The following is a 21448-nucleotide window of genomic DNA, read 5'->3' as shown; positions in this document are numbered from 1 at the left end:
TATTGTTGACCATTATTATACCAGCCTAGAGACCAGCCCTAGGGAGTGTCAAATATGCAAGACCCATGTACAAAATTACCCCAACCTCACTATTCCCTGGTGAAGGGAATGGAACTTGATTTTGTTGCTTCCCCGTGTTCGGTGTGTTTCGGTGTTCATAAAATCTCAAGAAACACCGAAAACTTGATATCCTTACATCCCCAGGCTATAAAGGGGGAATTAGGCGAATCTGGTTACATTACAATAGTTCCATCCCACACTCCACTGGGTGATGCTAACCAAACTTGAAGGCGATTAACTCTTCTATCCATGGCTTATGAACCTCTCCACCATAAATATCGTCCAAAGAGTTTTGCTGAACTAGTGGGACAAGAGGCGATCGCAACCACCCTCACTAACGCAATTCGCACAGCTAAAATAGCCCCAGCCTATCTGTTTACTGGACCTAGAGGTACGGGGAAAACTTCCAGCGCCCGGATTCTAGCTAAGTCCTTAAATTGTCTCAACAGTACCCAGCCTACCGCTGAACCCTGTGGAGTCTGTGATGTTTGTCAAGGTATCACCAAGGGTTATTCCCTCGATGTTATAGAGATTGACGCGGCTAGCAATACTGGTGTGGACAACATTCGTGAACTGATTGAGAAGGCACAATTTGCCCCTGTACAGTGTCGCTACAAAGTTTATGTCATCGATGAATGTCATATGCTCAGTACGGCAGCATTTAACGCCCTACTCAAAACATTAGAAGAACCACCAAAACACGTAGTTTTCGTCCTAGCTACCACAGATCCCCAGCGAGTATTACCAACAATTATTTCACGCTGCCAAAGATTTGACTTTAGACGTATTCAGTTAGAGTCTATGGTTAAGCATTTAAGTGCGATCGCCTCTCAAGAAAATATTCATATTTCTTCTGAGGCTGTCACCTTGATCGCTCAAATTGCTCAAGGAGGGTTACGAGATGCTGAAAGTTTGCTAGATCAATTGGCGTTACTCGCTGGTGAAATCACTCCAGATAAGGTATGGAATTTAGTAGGTTCAGTCAGTGAACAAGACTTACTAGCTTTATTGAAGGCGATCGCTCAAAACCAACCAGAAGCAGTTTTAGATTGTATCCGTAAAATCCTAGACAGTGGAAGGGAACCCCTAATTATTCTGCAAAACCTTGCAGCCTGCTATCGGGATTTACTCATAGCCAAAACAGCACCTAACCGCCAAGATTTAGTTACCTGTACCCAGCAAACCTGGATAGCACTGGTTGAATTTGCCCAGCGACTAGACATGAGTATCATTTTACAGGGACAGCAACATCTCCGCACAGCGGAAGTACAAATTAAAAATACCACCCAACCACGTTTGTGGTTAGAGGTGACACTACTAGGATTATTACCCAGTGCCAATATTCAATCCCAAACTGTCAGTACACCAGAGCGAGTGAACCCCCCTGTTATAGCAACTACTGATCATCCGGTCACCCCTCCAGTACCTCAAACCACAAATCAGAATCCCGCAGTTCACCCAGCGACTATCACCCCAGAACCTTTCACTGCTCCACCTACCATTGAAATTAGTAAACCCTCATCTGATCAGGAAGTGGAGAGACCGTCAGAGTGTGACTTAACTCAAGTTTGGCAACAGGTACTTGTAAATATTCACAAACCTTCCCGGAAAGCTTTACTTGGTCAAATGTGCCAGATCATAGAGTTTAATGGTAACTTGGCACGTATTGCAGTCAAAGGTACTTGGTTAGACGCACTAAAATCTGATCTACCGATGATTAAGGCGGCTTTCAAACAGATTTTTCAGCGGGAAATCGAAGTTTCTCTGGAAAAAGGAACGGATTCTACTAGCAACTCCACAAAAACAAATCCTGAACCAAAGAACTATACTCCCGTTCAGCAAGCAAGAGTACCCAAATACAATCAACTAGTATCTGACCCACCGCCGCCACCAGCTACACCCAAACCAGCACCACCCAAAACCGAATCAACCACCGCTGCACCTCAGGTGCAAACCTTGTCAACGCCACAAATACCCACACCCCTGGCTGATTGGGCGCCTGATGAAGTGGAAAGCGCAGCCCAGCGCCTAGCGCAATTCTTTGATGGGCAAATTATCCGCGTCACAGGAGATGCATTAGACTCTCCTGTAACCATGACTACATCTGACTGGATGGATGAATCAGAATTTGAGGATGATTAAAAAAATCTATCCAAAATTTTGTAAATTTTGGATAGATTTCCAGTCTTAAACTTAGCTCACCAAAGCTAGTCGCCGCTTCCTAAATGCACGGTTTTCACCCATTTTAGACGTTTTGGCCTCAGGGATATCCGAGCCGTGGTACTGCTCATCACAACTAACCAGTGCAACATATACAAAGCGCCACGTAGTGTTTGTAGCAGTAACAGAAAAGATGTAGAAATATTAAATTTCTCATCTTGACGTATACGCTTTAGTCCGGCAAACATACCCATAACAGACATAGCCACAGATAGTGTAGTTAACGGTCCTAAAATTGGTAGGCGATGGCGAGCCAGGGCCATTAATAAATCGGGAATTGCTGCTGTGGGTAGGATATACATACTTAACATAAACATCAGCATATCCCAGGTTTTGCGGGTACCCATGCGGTTTTTAACAATTAGATCCCAGTAATCTAAATAGCGTTGATAGCCGCCTTCTGCCCAACGATTACGCTGATGCCAAAGGGCGATCGCATTTGTCACACCTTCTTCCTGCACAGCCGGGAAAAATGTACACTCAATATCCCATTGGTTTAAATGTAGGCGCAAGGTCAGATCCAAATCGTCCGTAATGGTTTCTTCATTCCATCCGCCACAACTTTCTAAGGCCGTACGCCGGACAAATTGACCATTACCTCGGAGTTCACCAATACCACCAATGGTAACACGTTGCTGCTGAAACCAGGTATCGAGAGCCATTTCTGCCATCTGACCTTGAGTCCAAAAATTTTCTTGAGCGTTAGCGATGGCTTTTCGCACCTGCACCGCCCCCACGTTTTCTCTTTGGAATAAAGGTACTACCTTCAGTAATAAGTCTGGTACTACCTGAGCATCAGCATCAAATACTGCTACAATTTCGCCCTTGGTCTGTGGTAAAACTTCATTTAATGCTCCCGATTTGCCGCCAGTAGCTTGTGGAGAACGTCTGAGAACCTTGAGCTTGTCATATTCTCGGGCTAGTTGCCCTAAGAGTTCTTGTGTGTTGTCGGTGCTGTTATCGTCAATTATCCAGACTTCATATTGCCCATCTGGATATTCTAGATTACAGAGATTCTTGACTAATTTACTAATAACGGCTTCCTCATTTTTGGCAGCTACTAGCACAGATAAAGAGGGAAAATTTCCCTGGATTTTTTTGGCATAGCGCCGGGGTCTAGCAAATACCACTACTAAGGCATGAAATCCTAGAAGAGTAGTCAGTCCTAGAATAAATATTGAACCCCAAGAAGCTAAATGCAAAGCGATTGTACCGCTCCACACTACAGTCAAAATCAGAGCAGCTTTGCGTCTACGTCCTTGAAACCGGGATGGTAGAGACATGGAATCTACCTCTACCACTGACTCCTCCTTATCTGCCGATGGTTCGGATAATACAGAGTTAAGTTCGTCAAGTTCTTCGTAATAATCGTCTTCGGGCCAGGAATTCGCTGGCATAGGTTACTTTATTCAAAAACCAGTTGTTATACAGCTGAAAAAAAGTAAGCAATCCAACACTTGAGAGTGCTGATTTTTGCTTTTATTGCTCCAGCTTCTTTGTTTAAAGCCAATGCAAATCAATTGTAACCGAATTTTTAACATTTCTTAGCACTGAATTTCGACTTTAATGGAGCAAGAGGACTTGTGTGGTAGCCAATGACTGATTACGACTGTTGAGATTTGTCTATAATTTTTGAGGGTCTAAACCATATACCCCAAGTACATTACACGCAACTCTATCTTGTCAGCACTCCAGCCTGTTGCCCGAACCAACTAAAATTAGTAAACACCTAGCTTGTTTCTATTTCCTTTTGCAATTAGGAGTGCATGTGTGCCAAAATCTGCTAAATGTTTGCTGATTGGCTCAACTGAGATTTATAGTGGTAAATCCGCAACTGTTTTGGGTTTGTCTCATCAGCTACAGCAAAAAGGACTAGATATTGCCTACGGTAAACCCCTAGGCACTTGTTTTAGTGCATCTGGCGGAACGGTAGTTGAGGAAGATGTCCAGTTTATTGCTCATAGCCTGAACTTACCAAAAAACCGTGTTGCTGCCACAATATTGGCTTTGGATGAGGTCAATGTCAAAAAACGCTGGCGCGGCGAAGATAACACCAATTATCAGCAGTTATTAAAACAGCAATATTTGCAAATTTCCCAGGGAGATTTAGTATTGCTAGAGGGTCCTGGCGATTTGAGACAAGGCAGTCTGTTTGATTTGTCTTTGTTACAGATTGCTGAGACCTTAGATGCTGCTGTACTGTTGGTCACACGTTATAATTCACTGCTCTCAACAGGAGCTTTATTATCTGCCAAGCGGTATGTGGGCGATCGCTTGGTGGGAGTTGTGATTAATGATATCCCTAGCGAACAATTAGAAATAGTTGACGCTCAATTATGCCCGTTTCTAGAAAAGCAAGACATCCCCGTATTGGCCACATTGCCGAAAAGTGATTTACTCCGCAGTGTCAGCGTTGGTGAACTGGTAAACCAGTTAAAGGCGGAAGTTCTCTGTCGTGGCGATCGCCTGGATTTGATGGTGGAGAGCTTGGCAATTGGAGCGATGAATGTCAATGCGGCTGTGAAGTATTTCCGCAAACGCCGAAATATGGCAGTAGTCACAGGCGGCGATCGCGTGGAAATTCAACAAGCCGCCCTAGAAACTTCCACACAATGCCTGATCTTGACTGGACAACTGCCACCACCCGCCTTTATTCTCAGTCGTGCTGAAGAGCTTGAAATACCCATCCTCTCGGTTGACTTAGATACTCTAAGCACTGTGGAAATTATTGATCGTACTTTTGGGCAAGTACGGGTACATGAACCGATCAAGGTTCAGTGCATTCGCCAGTTGATGAGTGAGAATTTTGATATTGATCGCTTGCTCTCTAAACTAGGCTTAACTCCCGCAGGGACATCACCTTAAGTGAGGCTGGAATCCCCCGCCTTTAGGTGTGGGGAGTATCCACAAGCTATTGAGCTACCCAAAGAAATATCAGAAAAATGTAGCGATATGTAACTAAATTTTGCTGTTCACCTACCCTCTGTTTGGTAGAATAACTGGGTTGTTTAATGTGATTATGTTCATCTTTGAGCCAGTCAACAGACCTTACCAACCTCGATACATTAGCGCAGGAACTGGCGACCATCCGGCAAACTGGTTCTAAGCGAATCGCCTTGTTGGGTTCTCGTCATGTGCCAATTACGCATCAAAATCTCATTGAGATGATGACCTACGCCCTGGTTCTATCAGGAAATCGGGTGATCACCTCTGGGGCTACAGGGACAAATTCAGCTGCTATTAAGGGAGCAATGCGGGCTGATCCTAATTTATTGACGGTGATTTTACCCCAAAGTTTGGAACGTCAGCCCTATGAATCACGCCAACAACTAGAGCAGGTGATGCATCTGGTAGAAAATGCCAGTAATGATCACCTGTCTTTAGCTGAAGCTAGTTACATTTGTAACAAAGAGATCATCTCTCGCTGCCAGCAACTGGTCTGTTTTGCATTTCATGACAGTCGCACTCTGCTGCAAACTTGTAGAGATGCAGAAGAACAAAGAAAAGTGGTCACACTTTTCTACTTTGACTAAAGTGCAGTAAGTCCTCGCCCAGGTAATGATAGATATAGGAAACTGCGAATTGGTAACAGGTAACCACCTGTTACCTGTTCATCACAGCTAAGTACAAATACATTACATTGATTGGTTTCATGATGCTATCGCAACTACCTGTGTCTGTTATTTTATTGTATTCCATTGCCGCTGCCGCCCTTCTGATTTACCTGCCCTTTCTGTTGGTAGCTTATGCGCGGGTGCAGATTGGGTATCAAGCCCTTGCTACACCTCGCGCTGTATTCGATAAATTGCCCCCCTATGCTCAACGAGCCACCTGGGCGCATCAAAACTCCCTAGAAGCATTTATGTTGTTTGCCATCGCAGCACTCATGGCATATATAACTGGGGTACATTCTACTACAGCAACAGTGGCGGCCATCGCTTTTGTGGTAGCCCGGTTGCTATACTCAATTTCTTATATTTTGAATATACCCCTATTGCGATCACTAATGTTTGCCATTGGCTCCCTGAGCTCTGCTATTCTGATTATTTCCAGTATCATTCAAGCCCAGAGTTAATTGGCCAATAGGGGGTGGGACTGTAATGATCAAGAAATCGAAAATCTAAAATTGTTTATGGCTTCTACATATTCCTTTGACATTGTGAGCGACTTTGATCGACAAGAATTAGTCAATGCTGTCGATCAAGTGATCCGAGATATCAAAAGTCGTTATGACCTCAAAGATACTCAAACCACTGTGGAGTTAAACGAGCAAACCATTAATGTCAGCACTGACAGCGAGTTTACCTTAGATTCTGTTCACAACATTCTCCGGGAAAAAGCCGCCAAGCGTCAGCTTTCTCAAAAAATTTTCGAGTTTGGCAAGGTTGAATCAGCTAGTGGTAACCGTGTACGTCAAGAAATCACCCTCAAAAAAGGTATCAGTCAGGAAATAGCTAAACAAATTTCCAAATTGATTCGGGACGAGTTCAAAAAAGTACAACCCTCAATTCAAGGTGATGCTGTAAGAGTTTCAGCTAAAGCTAAGGATGACTTACAAGCTGTGATGCAGCGTCTGAAACAAGAAGACTTTCCTGTGGCTTTGCAATTTACCAATTACCGTTAAACAACCTCTGGGGTGGATTTTATCCGCCCCAGTCTTTGACACTCCCCTGCGTGGACCCACGGGGATTATAGTTTCACAGTCATTAATTATCTGAGGTTAAAGGACTTTGTGAGTGTGGGAATGCTGTTTAACATTGTCTTCTTTCGTGACAACTCTAGCAGGATTAAGTACGCGCTTACGCTCGGTAGAATATTGAAAATCAGTGTAGCTTGTACCTAAGGGAATCAGGGACTGTGCAGTTTCACGTCGCTTGTAGGTGCGAGCCGCGCTAAACACCCGCAGGGCGAATTCTTCGCCAAACTGAGCCGAATCTGGAAAGCCATCTGGTAACACAGGTCTATTACCATCCAGGATAGATCCTAGGGTGGTTGCACAAGCTAGCTTATAGGAGGTAGGAATACCTTTGAACAATGCTTCTAAAGCAGCAGAGGGAATTGGTTCTATTACTTCCACTTGAGAAACTTCCCCATCTTCCTTAATGAAGCAAGTTGATAGACCTATAACAATATAATCGTCAACGCTGAGATCTGGTGCATCTTCATAGGAAATTGCTGTTGTCATAAAAATTTTCTCAACCTTCAAAATTACGATTTGTGCTTGAGTGCTATACTCTGCCGTTGCCGCTTGTGGGCATTCTACCAATTTGTTGCTCTTACTGCCTGATTAGTCTTAAAGATTGATATTTATTCTTTCTGGAATTTAACTTATGGGTGACGTATTAAATATTAGGTTTGAGCATTAATTGTTTAAGTAATGTCAAGTCGTCTACTCAGCTTCTGTAGTGTTTTAAACGGAGAGGAAAGTAACTATAAATACAATTTTATCAAAGTATTCAGGCAACTACCATAATCAGTAGAAATGTAATTTTTTGGGAAACATGGACGATATTAGGCAATATTCGATGAATAAACATTCATCTTTAGGTTCTGGAATTCACAGAAATCATTCAAAATTTAAAGTAATAAATAGTACTAAAAATTTACGAAAGCAGGAGAATAAACAGAAAGATATTGGTGCATCTGCTTTAGGGGATGACTACTTACGGGCTTGGGCTTGGAGTTCCGCTCAACAAGGGGATTATACAGAGGCGATCGCCTTACTCACGGAATTAATTGATCGCCGCCCCCAAAATTCTATTGACTATAACAACAGGGGATTGATTTATTTTCACAGTGGTGAAATGCCAAAAGCTTTGGTGGATTACAACAAAGCACTGCAATTGAACCCCAACTTAGCTAGCGCGTATAACAATCGAGCCAATTACCATGCAGCAAATGAGGAATTTACTGCAGCACTGGCTGACTACGACCGGGCGATTGATTTGAATCCTAGTTATGTCCGGGCACAGATTAATAGAGGGATTACCTTACGTGATTTGAAACTATACGAAGAGGCAATTGATAATTTTGAGGTAGCAATGGTTTTCGGTCAACTAGAAGGTCATATTTGGGCACAAAGGGGTAGGACTTATCATATTTGGGGTGATTGGAATTGTGCGATCGCAGATTATCGTCGCGCCCTGGCCAAACTACCCGGAGGAGATCAAAAAAACGATATATTTAGTTGCCCATTGCGTGTACATATCGAAAACTGGTTAAAGGATCTGTTATCTGTTGAAAATCCCCATTAATAGATTGTGCTCAATACACCTGCGGACATGATCAAGATGACCGGATTTTAGTATGGCGGCTTTCCGCCCCAATTTCCCTTCAATCCCTATTTTCTTATGGTAATAAATGTAATACTTCAGGTTCGTCAAAATCAGAATTTACGAATACTATTGGAACTTGATTAGGTTCAAATTTATAGGCTTGCTGTTGTCTAATAGTTTGAGCTAGATGGGGATCGAAATTCTGCTCAAATTCCCTTTGTAAACTCTCAACACGTTCTTCCATCACCTTGACCTCTGTCCTGACTTCTCGCAACCTATTTTGCTGTGTCCAGTGATAAGGCAAAAGTTGCACCAGAGCAGATACTGCTGTAGCGGACAGGAGCAAGTTAACTGCTATCTTAGCTGTGGTTTCCAGGGCCATAACCTGGTCGGAACGTTGACGAAGATGGCGTTTTGGTCGAGGAACAGCCCGGCGTTTTTGTATAGGTTGTACCGGAGGTCTAGACGGTTGAATGGCGTTCATTATGCTTAAAAAACCTGACTGATTTCATGAGAACATCATAGAATGCACGCTGACTGGGTTTACACCCTTACTTAGCTGTCATATTACTTCATTTTTTCCAAATTGCTACACGTATATTTCAAGTTAAAATGTTACTCTATATAGGCAAGTAGCTCGGATGAAAGACTTTTGGCACTTAGCCACAATCACCCCGGTTGCCCGATTATTCTTCTTTTAGAAGATTATGTCAATTCCCAGCTTTAGGTCTTGTAAGTTGAATGATGTCTTATTTTACTTAAATTGGTATTACCTATAAAGACAACAACCAGGACGAGCCTGATTGTTGTTTGAGAGTGGGGCGATTTTTAATGTACTTTTAATCTACCCCAGTACGATGTCAGAGGCGTTATTTATAGAGTTCTGTTGCTAAACGCCAAGCCAGAATTCCTGGAATCAGCGCTACAGCTAGAGCAATGTACACCTGAGTGTCTGATATAGGCATGGTTTGAACCCTCCTGAGCTTCAAATTAATATTGAACAGTTCGTTTACTACTTTTCACTGTTTTGCCAAAAATGTGGAATATCTTGTTACAAGATGCAACAAAAACAGTGATTTATCATTAAAAGATTTATACAACTATGGATTTTTATTTGGGGATCGATTTCGGTACCTCTGGGGTTAGGGGTGTGGTGATCAATCATGAAACTCACACCCAGACAGAAATTAAGCATCATTGGGCGGGTGAGCCTGTTGCTAAGGGAGCAGATTCTTGGCAGGTGGGTTTATTTAGGCTGCTGACAGAAATACCTGAGAAATTACGCCGAGAAATCAAGGCGATCGCCATTAACGGCACTTCTTCCACAGTTCTGCTGTGCGATGGGGCTGGTCAGCCTGTAGATGCACCTTTATTGTATAACGACGGGCGGGGATCAGTGGTAATGCCGCAATTAAAAAGTATTGCACCACCGCAAAATAATGTATTAAGTGCAACTTCTAGCCTAGCAAAATTACTGTGGATGATGCAACAGCCGAGTTTCAGCCAAGGGAGATATTTTCTACATCAAGCCGATTGGTTAGGATTTCTCCTGCATGGGTATTTGGGAATTAGCGACTACCATAACGCTTTAAAGCTGGGCTACGACGTGGAAGAGTTGAAATATCCACAATGGCTAGAAAAACTAGAATTACCAATTCAGTTACCCACCGTTTTACCCCCTGGTACTCCCATTGCCAAATTGCGCCCGGAAATAGCAACTGGGTTTCATTTCCCTCATGATTGCTTGGTGTGTGCTGGTACAACCGATAGTATTGCCGCTTTCTTGGCTAGCGGCGCAAAATACCCTGGGGAAGCGGTGACATCTTTAGGTTCGACTCTGGTGATCAAACTATTGAGTCGTACACGGGTAGAAGATTCACGATATGGTATTTACAGCCATCGCTGGGGTAACTTGTGGCTGACTGGGGGTGCTTCTAATACTGGGGGAGCGGTGCTCAAGCAATTTTTTAGTGATGCTGAGTTAGAAAGGTTGAGTCGGGAAATTAATATGACAACAGCCTGCGAGTTAGATTATTATCCATTATTACAGCCAGGGGAGCGCTTTCCCATTAACGATCCCCTGTTACCACCCCGATTAACACCACGCCCTCATAGTCCTGTGGAATTTTTGCATGGGTTGTTAGAAAGTATGAGCAGAATTGAAGCCCGTGGGTATGAATTACTACAGGTAATGGGGGCAGATAAATTAAATCGTGTTTACACCGCCGGGGGTGGTGCGGTAAATTCTGCTTGGTCTACCATTCGTGAACGACATTTAAAGGTGTCTGTCATGTCGTCGGTGCATAGTGAAGCGGCTTATGGTACGGCGCTGTTGGCGATGAGAGGGACTGATTTTTTTAACTAGCCACTAACCCCGGACTCAACTGCGATGCACCAATTAATTTTCTTGGTTAACCTCTTGTTTGTATCTCCTGTGGTCTTGGTGCAGTTCCTTTCGATGAATCCTTCTTCCAGGCTATGGCAAAATTTATAAGAGTCCTTCCAGAATTAGTTTTTCCCGCATGACAGCAAATATTAGCAACCTCCCTAGTCTGTATGACCCATTTACCACAGAAGCCAAGTGGCAAAAATTTTGGGAAGAAAACCAAGTCTACAAAGCCGATCCCAGTCACAGCGGCGAACCCTACTGTATAGTCATTCCCCCTCCTAATGTCACGGGGAATTTACATATGGGTCATGCTTTTGAAAGTTCCTTAATTGATACCCTAGTGCGCTATCACCGGATGAAAGGGCGTAACACTCTATGGGTACCAGGAACTGACCACGCTAGCATCGCTGTACACACGATGTTAGAAAAACAACTGAAAAAAGAGGGTAAAACTCGCTACGAATTGGGACGCGAGCAATTCTTAGAACGGGCTTGGCAATGGAAAGCCGATTCTGAGGGTAAAATTGTTAATCAGTTAAAACGTTTAGGTGTGTCCGTTGATTGGACACGGGAACGGTTTACTTTAGATGAAGGTTTATCAAAAGCTGTTCTGGAAGCCTTTGTAAGTCTCTATGAGTCAGGATTGATTTATCGTGGAGAATATTTAGTTAATTGGTGTCCTGCTTCTCGGTCGGCGGTGTCTGATGTAGAAGTGGATAATCAAGAAGTTGATGGCAATCTTTGGTATTTCCGCTATCCCCTCAGTGATAATTCTGGGTTTGTGGAGGTGGCGACGACTAGACCGGAAACTATGCTGGGTGATACGGCTGTGGCTGTTAACCCCAATGATGAGAGATACTCTAATTTGATTGGTAAGACCCTAACTTTACCAATTATGAATCGGGAAATTCCCATTATTGGTGATGAGTTTGTTGATCCGACCTTCGGAACTGGTTGTGTTAAGGTGACTCCAGCCCATGACCCGAATGATTTTGAAATGGGTAAGCGTCACAACCTGCCGTTAATCAATATTATGAATAAGGATGGAACCCTGAATGAGCAGGCTGGAGAGTTCCAGGGACAAGACCGCTTTGTGGCCAGGAAGAATGTAGTTTCTCGCCTGGAGTCAGACGGTGTGCTGGTGAAGGTGGAAAATTATAAGCATACTGTCCCCTATAGCGATCGCGGTAAAGTACCGGTAGAACCACTTTTATCTACTCAGTGGTTTGTGAAAATTCGCCCCATGGCTGATCAGGCTTTAGAATTTCTCGACGGCGAAAATTCGCCGGAGTTTGTCCCTCAACGCTGGACTAAGGTCTATCGTGATTGGTTGGTTAAGCTAAAGGATTGGTGTATCTCTCGTCAATTATGGTGGGGTCATCAAATTCCGGCTTGGTATGCTGTCAGTGAAACCGGTGGTGAAATTACTGATCATACCCCCTTTGTGGTGGCAAAATCAGCTGATGATGCTTGGGAAAAAGCTAAATCACAATTTGGAGAAAATGTCAAGTTACAACAAGACCCAGATGTGTTAGATACTTGGTTTTCTTCTGGACTTTGGCCGTTTTCAACTTTGGGTTGGCCGGAACAAACTCCAGATTTAGGGACTTATTACCCTAACACTGCTTTGGTGACTGGCTTTGATATTATCTTTTTCTGGGTGGCCAGAATGACGATGATGGCCGGACACTTTACCGGGAAAATGCCATTTCATGATGTTTACATCCACGGGTTAGTTCTGGATGAAAACGGTCAGAAAATGTCGAAGACTAAGGGTAATGGTATTGATCCACTATTATTAATTGACAAGTATGGTACTGATGCGCTGCGCTATACCTTAATCAAAGAAGTGGCGGGAGCAGGTCAGAATATCCGCTTAGAATATGACCGCAAAAAGGATGAGTCTTCATCGGTGGAAGCAGCGCGCAACTTTGCTAATAAGTTGTGGAATGCAGCCCGGTTTGTGATGATGAATTTGGATGGACAAACACCACAACAGTTGGGTCAACCACTGGCTACAGAATTAAGCGATCGCTGGATTATTTCCCGTTATCATCAAGTTATCAAACAAACTAGTAATTATATTGATAACTACGGTTTAGGGGAAGCCGCCAAAGGTCTGTATGAATTTATCTGGGGTGATTTTTGTGACTGGTATATTGAATTAGTCAAATCCCGGTTACAAACAGGTGCAGATCCTGCATCCCGGAAGGTAGCACAACAAACTCTTGCCTATTTGCTAGAAGGAATTTTAAAATTACTGCACCCCTTCATGCCTCATATTACTGAGGAAATTTGGCAAACTCTCACCCAACAACCAGCCGATTCTTTAGAAACTTTATCTTTACAACCCTACCCCTCCGGCGATCATAACCTGATTAATCCCAATTTAGAGGCACAGTTTGAACTGCTCATTGGTACAATCCGCACCATTCGCAATTTACGCGCTGAGGCGGATATTAAACCTGGGGCGAAAATTACGGCTAATTTACAAACCGATAATCCCGAGGAACAGCAAATCCTCACAGATGGACGAGCCTATATTCAAGATTTGGCGAAGGTAGAGAATTTAACCATTGCTGGTGTTCGGGAAGTGTCTGGAACCCAGAAAACTAGCCCGGAAGTGGTTGAGAAAAAACCTCAGAGGGGTTTGAAGACAATTGGTTTAATGATCGCGGTACTTGTCTTTGCAAGGATAGGTTTAGCGACGGGGAGTGCAATTTATCAAGTTCCGCTCATCGGTACATTCTTTGAAATCCTGGGTTTAGGTTATACGTCTTGGTTTGTTGTGCAAAATCTACTGACAGCTAAGGCTAGACAAAAGTTTATGGCTCAGTTTTTCCCACCTCCCCATCCCAAAGAAATTATACAGACAGAGTTAGGAGAGTCACCAGCACCAGAAAATGCTATTGCTGGTGTTGTGGGTACTGTACAAGTCGTAATTCCTTTGATTGGGGATGTAGTAGATATTGCTACTTTGCGGGCTAAACTGGAAAAAAGTCTCAACAGAGCCGAAGTCGAGGCTAAGTCTTTGAGTGCGCGGTTAAGTAATCCTAAGTTTGTGGATAAAGCCCCAGTAGAAGTAGTACAGGGAGCCAGGGATTCTTTAGCAGAAGCTGAAAAACAAGCGGAAATTTTACGCGATCGCCTGCGTAGTTTAGCATAGCTGTAATGGGTAATGGTTGATTTATATTTAACCATTACCTCTAGTTAAACAATAAGCCATGCTATATCTAGCTCAAGTACATAAAAAGAAATTTTTAGACAACTATCAGTTACGCTTGTTAGCACGTCAAGAAAGTCAAAACCTGTGGGTAGTTATCCCCGAAGAGACTTTAATTTTCTTGGGTGAAGAAACTAACATTACTGAGAACTTGCTGGTTTTAGTGCAGCTTTCCCCTCAAGGTGATATTGAAAGTTTAGAAGATGCTAGGGACTGGGTAATAAATTTAGTGCAAACCTACCTCAGCATTGGTATGACACCAAAACAGTTAGAACAAGAAGCAGAACGTGCTGAGAACTGGCGACAATCTCTAACTTTACAAAATCAAGAATTAGCCCGTCGTACTCTAGAATTAGAAGCACGTCGGGAACAGATTCAATCCTTAGAAGAACGTCTTCAACGTGATCACAATCATCACCATCGAGACTCTAGTTGAACAATTCCAACCTAAGTTTATGTGGGAAAAATTAAGCCCTGACCCCCTCTTGTTGGTAATCAGAGGGGTGTATTAACTTCTCAAATCATCAGTTAAACTCTTGCGGGTTTACCGAGGGGAAGACCTTTAGTGCTATCGACTTCTTCAGCTGCTAATAACTCCCGAATTAAACGCGCTAAGGCTTTTTGCGCCAGGCGATTAGTAATTTGCTGACCCAAACGCTGTACACCTGGATTTACTAACAGTTGGGCCAGTTGGGGAGCTAATTCCACCGGATCAAAATCACGGTTCTCCCGCAGAATACTTAAAATCCGTTTAATATGGTCTAAGGTTTGTTGTTGCTCAACTGTAGCCCTGGGGATTTCATGAACTGCTGTTAAACCTACTCGTTCTCGCAGGATATAAGTAAAGTTGTGTAAAACATTTTTGCCTACAGCATTGACTCCATTGAGAAATTCATCTACTATTTTGTCACGAATGAATGCACCACGTTCAGAAGCAAGAAACTCGACTGCCTGGTTTAAAACTAGGTTAAAGTCGTAATCCTGATTTCTTTTGGCATTGCGTAACAAGTTTTCTAAACGATTCCAACGGAATCTTTCATCCTTAAATAGTAAGTTTTGCAGTGATGTTCTTAATTGTGGTGCCTCGTCGGTTAACAGACGTTTAGCAACATAAGGATAGGCTTCGCTAAGAACTTTGAAGTTGGGATCTATGTATATAGCTATACCTTCCAAGGTTACCAGGGAGCGAATAATTAAAGCGTAGTAAGGGGGAACCCGGAAAGGATATTCATACATCAAAGCAGAGAGTTCATCAGTGATGCTTTTAATGTTCAAGTCAGCAACGCTGGCTCCTTGAGCATCAGCGAACACTCTGGCAAATGCGGGAATTATGGGTGTTAAGTCGGTATCTGGGGATAGAAAGTCTAGTTTAACATAATCGTTGGCTAAACCTTCAAAGTCACGGTTAACGACATGAACGATCGCTTCAATTAAACCATAACGCTGGGGCGGTTGTACCTGACTCATCATACCAAAGTCGAGATAAGCCAATTTCCCATCTGGTGTGGCTAATAAATTACCAGGGTGGGGGTCAGCATGGAAAAATCCGTGTTCCAGTAGCTGGCGCAGGGAACATTGCACACCCACTTCAATCAGATAACGCGCATCTATTCCTTGGGCGTTGATTTCGGCCGTTTGGGTTAATTTTGTGCCGCTGATCCACTCCATAGTCAGGACGCGACGATTGGTGTATTCCCAGTAAATTTTCGGAATGTAAATATCTTTTATGTGACCATATAACTCGAAAAAGCGTTCGGCATTTTCTGCCTCATGAATATAATCCATCTCTTCAAAGATGCGATCGCCTAATTCATCGAGGATACCAACTAAGTCACTACGTATTCGTTTAACTTTATTTTTTACCCAAGCGGCGAGTTGGCGCAAAATAAACAAGTCAATAGTAATTGTTTCTCTTAAATCAGGGCGTTGAACTTTTATAGCGACTTCTTCACCAGTTTTTAGTTTACCTTTATAAACTTGCCCCAAGGAAGCGGCCGCAATGGGCTGTTCCGAGATTTGGGCGTAAATTTCCTCCGGTGGTGCGCCTAATTCTTCTTGAATAAATTGGTAAGCAGTGGCGTTAGGAAACGGCGGTAATTGGTCTTGTAACTTAGTTAATTCCTCTAGATATGTGGGGGGAACCAAATCCGGTCTTGTAGATAAAGCCTGTCCAATTTTAATGTAAGCCGGTCCCAATTTCGTAAGTAGTTCTCGCAGTTGCACGGCTCGACGGGGGTCTTTTTTCAGCACTATTCCCCGGCGGTTGTCCCACCACAACCCAAATACAAAGGAAAGGGTGGGCCTTAAGACTGCGAAAATACGCCGCAAAACTTTTAGGGGGCGCTGGCGATAATGTTCCCTTATCTCTTGGGGATCGTAAGGTATAGCCTCAGTGTCAGACTTTAGGTTAATCATAGATTTTGGTGAATCAACAACTAAGGTTGATGTGCCATTTTCTGTTACTAGTTGAGTAACTTGTAGTTCGTCCTCGGTTTTGCGCGAAGTCGGGGGAAGTGTCTTAACAATCATGAAGGAAGCCACCGAGAGGATTAAGCATGTAAAGTATTGTAACAATAAGTTTACAAATAATCATCCATGAAACAAGGATAAATTGCAGTTTTTGCCCAAGTTGTCAGATTTACCAAGTACTAATAACTAGAAAAATGGCGTCCTAGTTCCATACTATCTCGATCTTCCCCACCCTCAACTGATACGTGGTGGGAGAGTAATGATCGATTTTCCTACAGAAGCGTTGTATTATAACAATATGCCCAAAAAGCAGGAAAAAGTAATAAAAATAACTTGCTTATTGTTCTGTAAGTTAAAAGTCTTGGCATCTGTCCTCTCGGAGAATTTGGCTTGATGTTGCTTTTGCTGCGAATCGAAAATTTTGCCCTGATTGATCACCTGGAACTGGAATTTGGCCCTGGTCTCAATGTACTGACCGGTGAAACAGGCGCGGGAAAATCCATTATCTTGGATGCCATTGATGCGGCTTTGGGGGGTAAAATCTCTAGTCGAGTCATTCGCACGGGAACAAATCGCTCAGTGGTAGAAGCTACTTTCACCCTATCACCTTCCTTAACTAGTTGGTTGATGGCACAGGAAATAGATTTAATTGAGGATAACTGTGTGATAGTTAGCCGTGAAATTACCGCCACTAACAGTAATATCCGCAGTAGATCACGGGTAAATGGGGTGTTGGTGAATCGCCAGATGATGGGAGGACTGCGCGATCGCCTGGTGGAAATCACCGCCCAAGGACAAACCGTACAGGTAGGACAACCAGCCCAAGTGCGGGATTGGTTAGATATCTATGGTGGTGAGTTGTTGATGCAACAGCGTCAAATCATCGTTACGGCCTTTAGTGCTCATCAAAGAGCTGATCTGGTCTTAGAAAAACGCCGGAGTTCAGACCGGGAACGTCTACAACAACTGGATCTGCTCAAGTATCAAATCCAGGAATTGGGAACTGCTAACCTCCAAGATCCTCAGGAATGGGAACAACTCCAGCAAGAACGGGAACGCCTCAATCATGTAGTAGAACTGCAACAGATGAGTTACAAGGTATATCAATCCTTGTATCAAAATGATAATGACACCCCAGCAGCAACGGATTTATTAGGAGACAGTGAGGCGACATTAACTGATATGGTGGGCTATGATGCCCAACTACAACCTTTGTTGGATTTGGTCAGGGATGCTCAAACTATGATTATGGAAGTAGCAAGGCAAATTAATGCTTACGGAAGTAGTTTAGAAGCCGACCCCCAAAGATTGCAAGAAGTAGAAGAGCGGATTCAAGAATTAAAACAAATTTGTCGCAAGTATGGACCCACCCTCACAGAGGCGATCGCCCACTACCAAGGCATACTCGAGGAATTGGCAGAACTCAATGATAGTGAACAGTCGATTGAAAGTCTAGAACAGCAAGAACGCGCCTGTTTTACCCAGCTAACCCAAGCTTGTGAACAGTTAACTCAATTGCGTCGCCAAACCGCTGCTAATTTAGAATCTCAATTACTGTGTGAACTTCAGCCTTTAGCCATGGAAAAGGTAAAGTTTCAAGTGGAAATAGCGCCTATTCCCCCCACAGCTACAGGTGCAGACAAAATTACCTTTATGTTTAGCCCTAACCCAGGGGAACCCCTGCAACCTTTAATCGCCATCGCTTCTGGGGGTGAAATGAGTCGCTTTTTATTAGCTTTGAAAGCTTGTTTTTCCCAAGGGGATGCGGCGGAAACTATGATCTTTGATGAAATTGATGTGGGGGTTTCTGGGAGAGTCGCCCAAGCGATCGCGGAAAAATTACACCAGCTAAGTCAAAATAACCAAGTATTATGTGTCACCCATCAGCCCTTAGTGGCGGCCATGGCTGACCGACATTTGCGTGTAGATAAACAAACCATTAATGAAAGTAATAATACTGAGCAGCGTACGGTGGTACGAGTTACTAATTTAGAGAATATGAGCAATCGTCGGGAAGAACTGGCGCAGTTAGCTGGTGGTAAGTCGGCGACGGAGGCGATCGCATTTGCTGAGTCTTTATTGTTACAAGCAGCCCATCATCGAGGAGAAGAAATAATTTAATTTGACACTCCCCTGGAGCCAAGTAAAGGGGAGGAGGTCAGACCAATGGGGGGACATAAATCTAAAATGAGGACTTCCTCTCTAAGCTGACGCTATAGTTAGGGTTGTTCGCTTTTTGTTTTTCTACTCATGAGAGTTTCGTTGACCGTATGTATTACCTAAAGCAAAAAGTTTGGCAATACTTCTGGACTTGGGCTATAGTAATCCTCATCACCTTTACTTTTAGTGCATGGGGTGTGCAATCAGCACAGGCGTTACTGCTACAACATCATGATTCCCCTGGTGTTTTGCACTATCACTCCCAAGTATCTATCAAAGATGAAAAAGGCTATACTTGGCAGGTGCTATTGTTCAAACAAAATTACAACAGTGCAATCAAAGACTTAAGATTGCGCCTAGTGGGTTTTCCTGGTATTGCGGAAATTGCTCACCCGCAACCATTAGTAATTGAGACAACATCAGGAAAACTATTGAGTGCATCAGATGCCTATGGCTTAAGTGCACCTGCTCCCAATGTGGGTGAATATGAATTAACTAACATTCTACCGCAACTAGCAACCACCGATGCACTTAAACTGTATGTGCCGACTAAAAATGTCAAGCCATTGCTGATCAATATACCTCAGAATGTAGTTACTGAATGGCAATGGCTAGTAACAGAAATTGAGTAAATTTCAATACCTTCATAAATAATTCATGGAGGGGTACAGTTAAAGCTGACCCACTAAAATACTGACCTAGGGGACGGGTAAAGCTACATTCTTGAGGATGGTCATGGGGCCGTGTTGTTTAATTATCTGCATTTGTTCCTGGTTTCGTACCAGCAAGGCCCCCGCAAATCCCAAGGAGTTAACAGATATACCATGAAAATCTTCACGCGATCGCGGTATAATTAACATCCATTCCCTTGTAGCTAAAAGATTGTAAGCTCCAGATTGTCTATTATCCTCAAGGGCTTCTAACCCCACAGCACTCAATAAGGTATGATATAGCTCCAGTGTAGTTACTGCGTCCGTGTATGGGTAACCACTAGGGTTTAGTTTCCCCAAAGCGTGAACAAAAGGCAATCCTGGTATAGTAGTTACAGAATCTATAAATACTGCCGATGTTAGTAAGGGTTCTATAGGTACTTGCAGTCCTGAAGGTGTCAGTGGTAAGGGTACTATTTGCAGATGTTTATGTGGCTGACTAGCTCCCGCAAGTTTACCGCCATTGTAGAACACTAAACCATCCAATTCAGCTAAACACGCCCACATAGCTGCAAAATCCTCCAGGGTGAGTAATTTTTCCTGTTTCTCAAAGGCGCGGGTAATAATTAGCAGGTGATAGTCAACAACGTTAAACTTGTTCAATATACAAACATGACTCTCGGAAATATCCGCAACGAATAAATCTTTCTCATAGGGTAAAAAAGGATTCTTGTTTTTTGCTTGCTGCTTGTCCTTATCTTTGCGGGTAAGATTAGATACAATCCTTACTAAAAATTGAATACCATTCTCCTCGACCAATTCAAAATCTGTGGGTATCGACAGTAAGGCCCCAGATTCTAAGGCGTATTGAGTCTGCTCCTTGATACTTTGCCATAAAGTTCCAGGTTTGAGTAATATTTTTCCCTGGGGGATTTCGTTTTTTTGGGACATAGTAAAATATTTAATGCTAGTTTTTGTTGAATTTTTAACTTTAGAAGATGTTTTAAAATTTATGATCAATGTATCAAATATTGTCTGACTCTACCCTCACCTTTCCCTGACAAGAGGAGGGAACTTGATTTTGTTGCTTCCCTTTTTCTCCGGTGTTCCCTGTTCCTTAAGATGAAAATTACCTGTTGAAAAGTTATCAAACATCCTCTTAGAGGATGTTTGGAAAGTATTAAACAACTCAATTAAGCGAGTCTTCTAAGCATTAACCGAATCATGGCGATTTGCACAAATGTTTCATGGGTCTGGGGTAAAATTTCGTAGTCCTTACTCAATCGACGACACCAATTAAACCAACCAAAACTACGCTCGACAACCCAACGCTTTGGTAGCAGAACAAAGCCTTTAGTATTCACCGGACGACGTACAACCTGCAAAACCCAGTGATACGTATCCATCACCCATCTCATAAAGCCTTTACCTTGATACCCAGCATCAACCCAAATGTGCACCAACCGATTCAAGCGATCGCTAATTCTGTTCTTGGCTTGGGTGAATAATTTTTTTGCGCCTGCTTGATCGGATTCATAAGCCGAGGTGACCACAACCATCAAAACCAATCCCAGAGTGTCAACTAAAAAATGCCGTTTACGTCCCTTAACCAGTTTCCCAGAATCAAACCCGACAGCTTGGGATACCATTGTTCCACTCTCTACAGATTGAGAATCCACAATTGCTGCACTTGGGTTTGGTTCATGGTCTTCGAGAACACGTACCCACTGTTGAAGTTTGTGGTTAATGCGTTCCCATGTACCATCCAGGCGCCATTTTCGGAAGTAATAGTATACCGTTTGCCATTTTGGGAAGTCGGCAACATCCGCCATGGACAACCCGCACACAGAACATAAAATATGGCACTAATCACAGCGCGTAGGTTAACCCGACGGGGACGACACCCCAAATTTATTGGGGGTATCAGCACTGATAGCAATTCCCACTGTTCATTTGTCAAGTCTGTTGGGTATGATTTAGACATGGCTCAAGTAACTCTGTC

General features: G+C 43.2%; 17 protein-coding genes and 1 pseudogene. 11 read left to right on the top strand and 7 right to left on the bottom strand.

Translation table 11 applies throughout. The annotated features are described in order from the left end of the window. The first annotated feature begins 309 nt into the window (after positions 1 to 309). Positions 310 to 2202: a DNA polymerase III subunit gamma/tau gene (locus IM676_RS13400; RefSeq protein ID WP_200987362.1), complete on the top strand. Its 1893-nt coding sequence runs from the start codon at positions 310 to 312 to the stop codon at positions 2200 to 2202. 65 nt (positions 2203 to 2267) lie between these two features. Here the strand turns inward: IM676_RS13400 and IM676_RS13395 are convergent, their stop codons facing one another. After that, complete coding sequence (locus tag IM676_RS13395) at positions 2268 to 3677, bottom strand: glycosyltransferase (protein ID WP_200987361.1); 1410 nt, start codon at positions 3675 to 3677, stop codon at positions 2268 to 2270. Positions 3678 to 4050: 373 nt separating this feature from the next. Here IM676_RS13395 and IM676_RS13390 point away from each other — a divergent pair, with 373 nt between their 5' ends. From IM676_RS13390 to IM676_RS13375, 4 genes are all read left to right on the top strand, one after another. Continuing rightward, on the top strand, positions 4051 to 5145 hold the full coding sequence (locus IM676_RS13390) for a phosphotransacetylase family protein (RefSeq protein ID WP_200987360.1): 1095 nt from the start codon (positions 4051 to 4053) through the stop codon (positions 5143 to 5145). Positions 5146 to 5309: 164 nt separating this feature from the next. Then, positions 5310 to 5813: a DNA recombination-mediator protein A gene (locus IM676_RS13385; protein ID WP_200987359.1), complete on the top strand. Its 504-nt coding sequence runs from the start codon at positions 5310 to 5312 to the stop codon at positions 5811 to 5813. Positions 5814 to 5932: 119 nt separating this feature from the next. Continuing rightward, the gene (locus IM676_RS13380) at positions 5933 to 6355 is read left to right on the top strand and encodes an MAPEG family protein (protein ID WP_449657993.1); all 423 of its coding nucleotides are present in this window, start codon (positions 5933 to 5935) and stop codon (positions 6353 to 6355) included. Positions 6356 to 6412: 57 nt separating this feature from the next. Beyond that, positions 6413 to 6904 carry a YajQ family cyclic di-GMP-binding protein gene (locus IM676_RS13375; protein ID WP_200987358.1) on the top strand — a complete coding sequence of 164 codons (492 nt, stop codon included), beginning with the start codon at positions 6413 to 6415 and terminating at the stop codon, positions 6902 to 6904. A 96-nt stretch (positions 6905 to 7000) separates the two neighbouring features. On the opposite strand, the gene IM676_RS13370 is transcribed toward IM676_RS13375, so the two are convergent. Continuing rightward, a complete protein-coding gene (locus IM676_RS13370; protein WP_200987357.1) occupies positions 7001 to 7465 on the bottom strand; it encodes a hypothetical protein in 465 nt (154 codons plus the stop codon). Positions 7466 to 7805: 340 nt separating this feature from the next. Between IM676_RS13370 and IM676_RS13365 the strand changes: the two genes are divergently transcribed. After that, positions 7806 to 8534 (top strand): tetratricopeptide repeat protein, encoded by a 729-nt coding sequence (locus IM676_RS13365; protein WP_200987356.1) that lies wholly within the window; start codon positions 7806 to 7808, stop codon positions 8532 to 8534. Positions 8535 to 8628: 94 nt separating this feature from the next. Here the strand turns inward: IM676_RS13365 and IM676_RS13360 are convergent, their stop codons facing one another. Together IM676_RS13360 and psaM are read right to left on the bottom strand one after the other, a co-directional pair. Continuing rightward, on the bottom strand, positions 8629 to 9039 hold the full coding sequence (locus tag IM676_RS13360; protein WP_200987355.1) for a slr1601 family putative cell division protein: 411 nt from the start codon (positions 9037 to 9039) through the stop codon (positions 8629 to 8631). 385 nt (positions 9040 to 9424) lie between these two features. Beyond that, positions 9425 to 9520, bottom strand: coding sequence for a photosystem I reaction center subunit XII (psaM, locus tag IM676_RS13355; RefSeq protein ID WP_006196319.1), 96 nt, complete (start codon positions 9518 to 9520; stop codon positions 9425 to 9427). Positions 9521 to 9657: 137 nt separating this feature from the next. On the opposite strand from psaM, the gene IM676_RS13350 reads away from it, so the two are divergent. The 3 genes from IM676_RS13350 to IM676_RS13340 all read left to right on the top strand — a co-directional run bounded on the left by IM676_RS13350 (position 9658) and on the right by IM676_RS13340 (position 14603). Beyond that, a complete protein-coding gene (locus IM676_RS13350; protein WP_200987354.1) occupies positions 9658 to 10920 on the top strand; it encodes an FGGY-family carbohydrate kinase in 1263 nt (420 codons plus the stop codon). Positions 10921 to 11077: 157 nt separating this feature from the next. Continuing rightward, positions 11078 to 14110 carry a valine--tRNA ligase gene (locus IM676_RS13345; RefSeq protein ID WP_200987353.1) on the top strand — a complete coding sequence of 1011 codons (3033 nt, stop codon included), beginning with the start codon at positions 11078 to 11080 and terminating at the stop codon, positions 14108 to 14110. Between the two features lie 58 nt (positions 14111 to 14168). Next, the gene (locus IM676_RS13340; RefSeq protein WP_200987352.1) at positions 14169 to 14603 is read left to right on the top strand and encodes a hypothetical protein; all 435 of its coding nucleotides are present in this window, start codon (positions 14169 to 14171) and stop codon (positions 14601 to 14603) included. A 92-nt stretch (positions 14604 to 14695) separates the two neighbouring features. Here IM676_RS13340 and IM676_RS13335 read toward each other — a convergent pair whose 3' ends face one another. Next, a complete protein-coding gene (locus IM676_RS13335) occupies positions 14696 to 16696 on the bottom strand; it encodes an ABC1 kinase family protein (RefSeq protein ID WP_200987351.1) in 2001 nt (666 codons plus the stop codon). A gap of 333 nt (positions 16697 to 17029) precedes the next feature. Here IM676_RS13335 and recN point away from each other — a divergent pair, with 333 nt between their 5' ends. Continuing rightward, a complete protein-coding gene (gene recN / locus IM676_RS13330; RefSeq protein WP_200990202.1) occupies positions 17030 to 18757 on the top strand; it encodes a DNA repair protein RecN in 1728 nt (575 codons plus the stop codon). A 149-nt stretch (positions 18758 to 18906) separates the two neighbouring features. Beyond that, a complete protein-coding gene (locus IM676_RS13325) occupies positions 18907 to 19428 on the top strand; it encodes a DUF3122 domain-containing protein (RefSeq protein ID WP_200987350.1) in 522 nt (173 codons plus the stop codon). A gap of 66 nt (positions 19429 to 19494) precedes the next feature. Here IM676_RS13325 and IM676_RS13320 read toward each other — a convergent pair whose 3' ends face one another. Together IM676_RS13320 and IM676_RS13315 are read right to left on the bottom strand one after the other, a co-directional pair. Beyond that, on the bottom strand, positions 19495 to 20379 hold the full coding sequence (locus IM676_RS13320) for an ATP adenylyltransferase family protein (protein ID WP_200990201.1): 885 nt from the start codon (positions 20377 to 20379) through the stop codon (positions 19495 to 19497). Between the two features lie 260 nt (positions 20380 to 20639). Next, a pseudogene (locus IM676_RS13315) lies at positions 20640 to 21430 on the bottom strand (IS5 family transposase). Between the last annotated feature and the right edge of the window lie 18 nt (positions 21431 to 21448).

Origin of the sequence: Anabaenopsis elenkinii CCIBt3563, assembly GCF_015245355.1 — a bacterium.
In the GTDB taxonomy this organism is placed as follows: Bacteria; Cyanobacteriota; Cyanobacteriia; order Cyanobacteriales; family Nostocaceae; genus Anabaenopsis; species Anabaenopsis elenkinii.
The sequence above is the reverse complement of the archived record's forward strand: the minus strand, read 5'-3'. Positions and strand labels throughout refer to the sequence as shown.

Bases quoted from the DNA above. Each gene is read 5' to 3' on its own strand.
- IM676_RS13400 (WP_200987362.1), top strand. From the start codon at position 310: ATGGCTTATGAACCTCTCCACCATAAATATCGTCCAAAGAGTTTTGCT.
- IM676_RS13395 (WP_200987361.1), bottom strand. From the start codon at position 3,677: ATGCCAGCGAATTCCTGGCCCGAAGACGATTATTACGAAGAACTTGAC.
- IM676_RS13380 (WP_449657993.1), top strand. From the start codon at position 5,933: ATGATGCTATCGCAACTACCTGTGTCTGTTATTTTATTGTATTCCATT.
- IM676_RS13375 (WP_200987358.1), top strand. From the start codon at position 6,413: ATGGCTTCTACATATTCCTTTGACATTGTGAGCGACTTTGATCGACAA.
- IM676_RS13370 (WP_200987357.1), bottom strand. From the start codon at position 7,465: ATGACAACAGCAATTTCCTATGAAGATGCACCAGATCTCAGCGTTGAC.
- IM676_RS13365 (WP_200987356.1), top strand. From the start codon at position 7,806: ATGAATAAACATTCATCTTTAGGTTCTGGAATTCACAGAAATCATTCA.
- IM676_RS13360 (WP_200987355.1), bottom strand. From the start codon at position 9,039: ATGAACGCCATTCAACCGTCTAGACCTCCGGTACAACCTATACAAAAA.
- psaM (WP_006196319.1), bottom strand. From the start codon at position 9,520: ATGCCTATATCAGACACTCAGGTGTACATTGCTCTAGCTGTAGCGCTG.
- IM676_RS13350 (WP_200987354.1), top strand. From the start codon at position 9,658: ATGGATTTTTATTTGGGGATCGATTTCGGTACCTCTGGGGTTAGGGGT.
- IM676_RS13345 (WP_200987353.1), top strand. From the start codon at position 11,078: ATGACAGCAAATATTAGCAACCTCCCTAGTCTGTATGACCCATTTACC.
- IM676_RS13340 (WP_200987352.1), top strand. From the start codon at position 14,169: ATGCTATATCTAGCTCAAGTACATAAAAAGAAATTTTTAGACAACTAT.
- IM676_RS13335 (WP_200987351.1), bottom strand. From the start codon at position 16,696: ATGATTGTTAAGACACTTCCCCCGACTTCGCGCAAAACCGAGGACGAA.
- recN (WP_200990202.1), top strand. From the start codon at position 17,030: ATGTTGCTTTTGCTGCGAATCGAAAATTTTGCCCTGATTGATCACCTG.
- IM676_RS13325 (WP_200987350.1), top strand. From the start codon at position 18,907: ATGTATTACCTAAAGCAAAAAGTTTGGCAATACTTCTGGACTTGGGCT.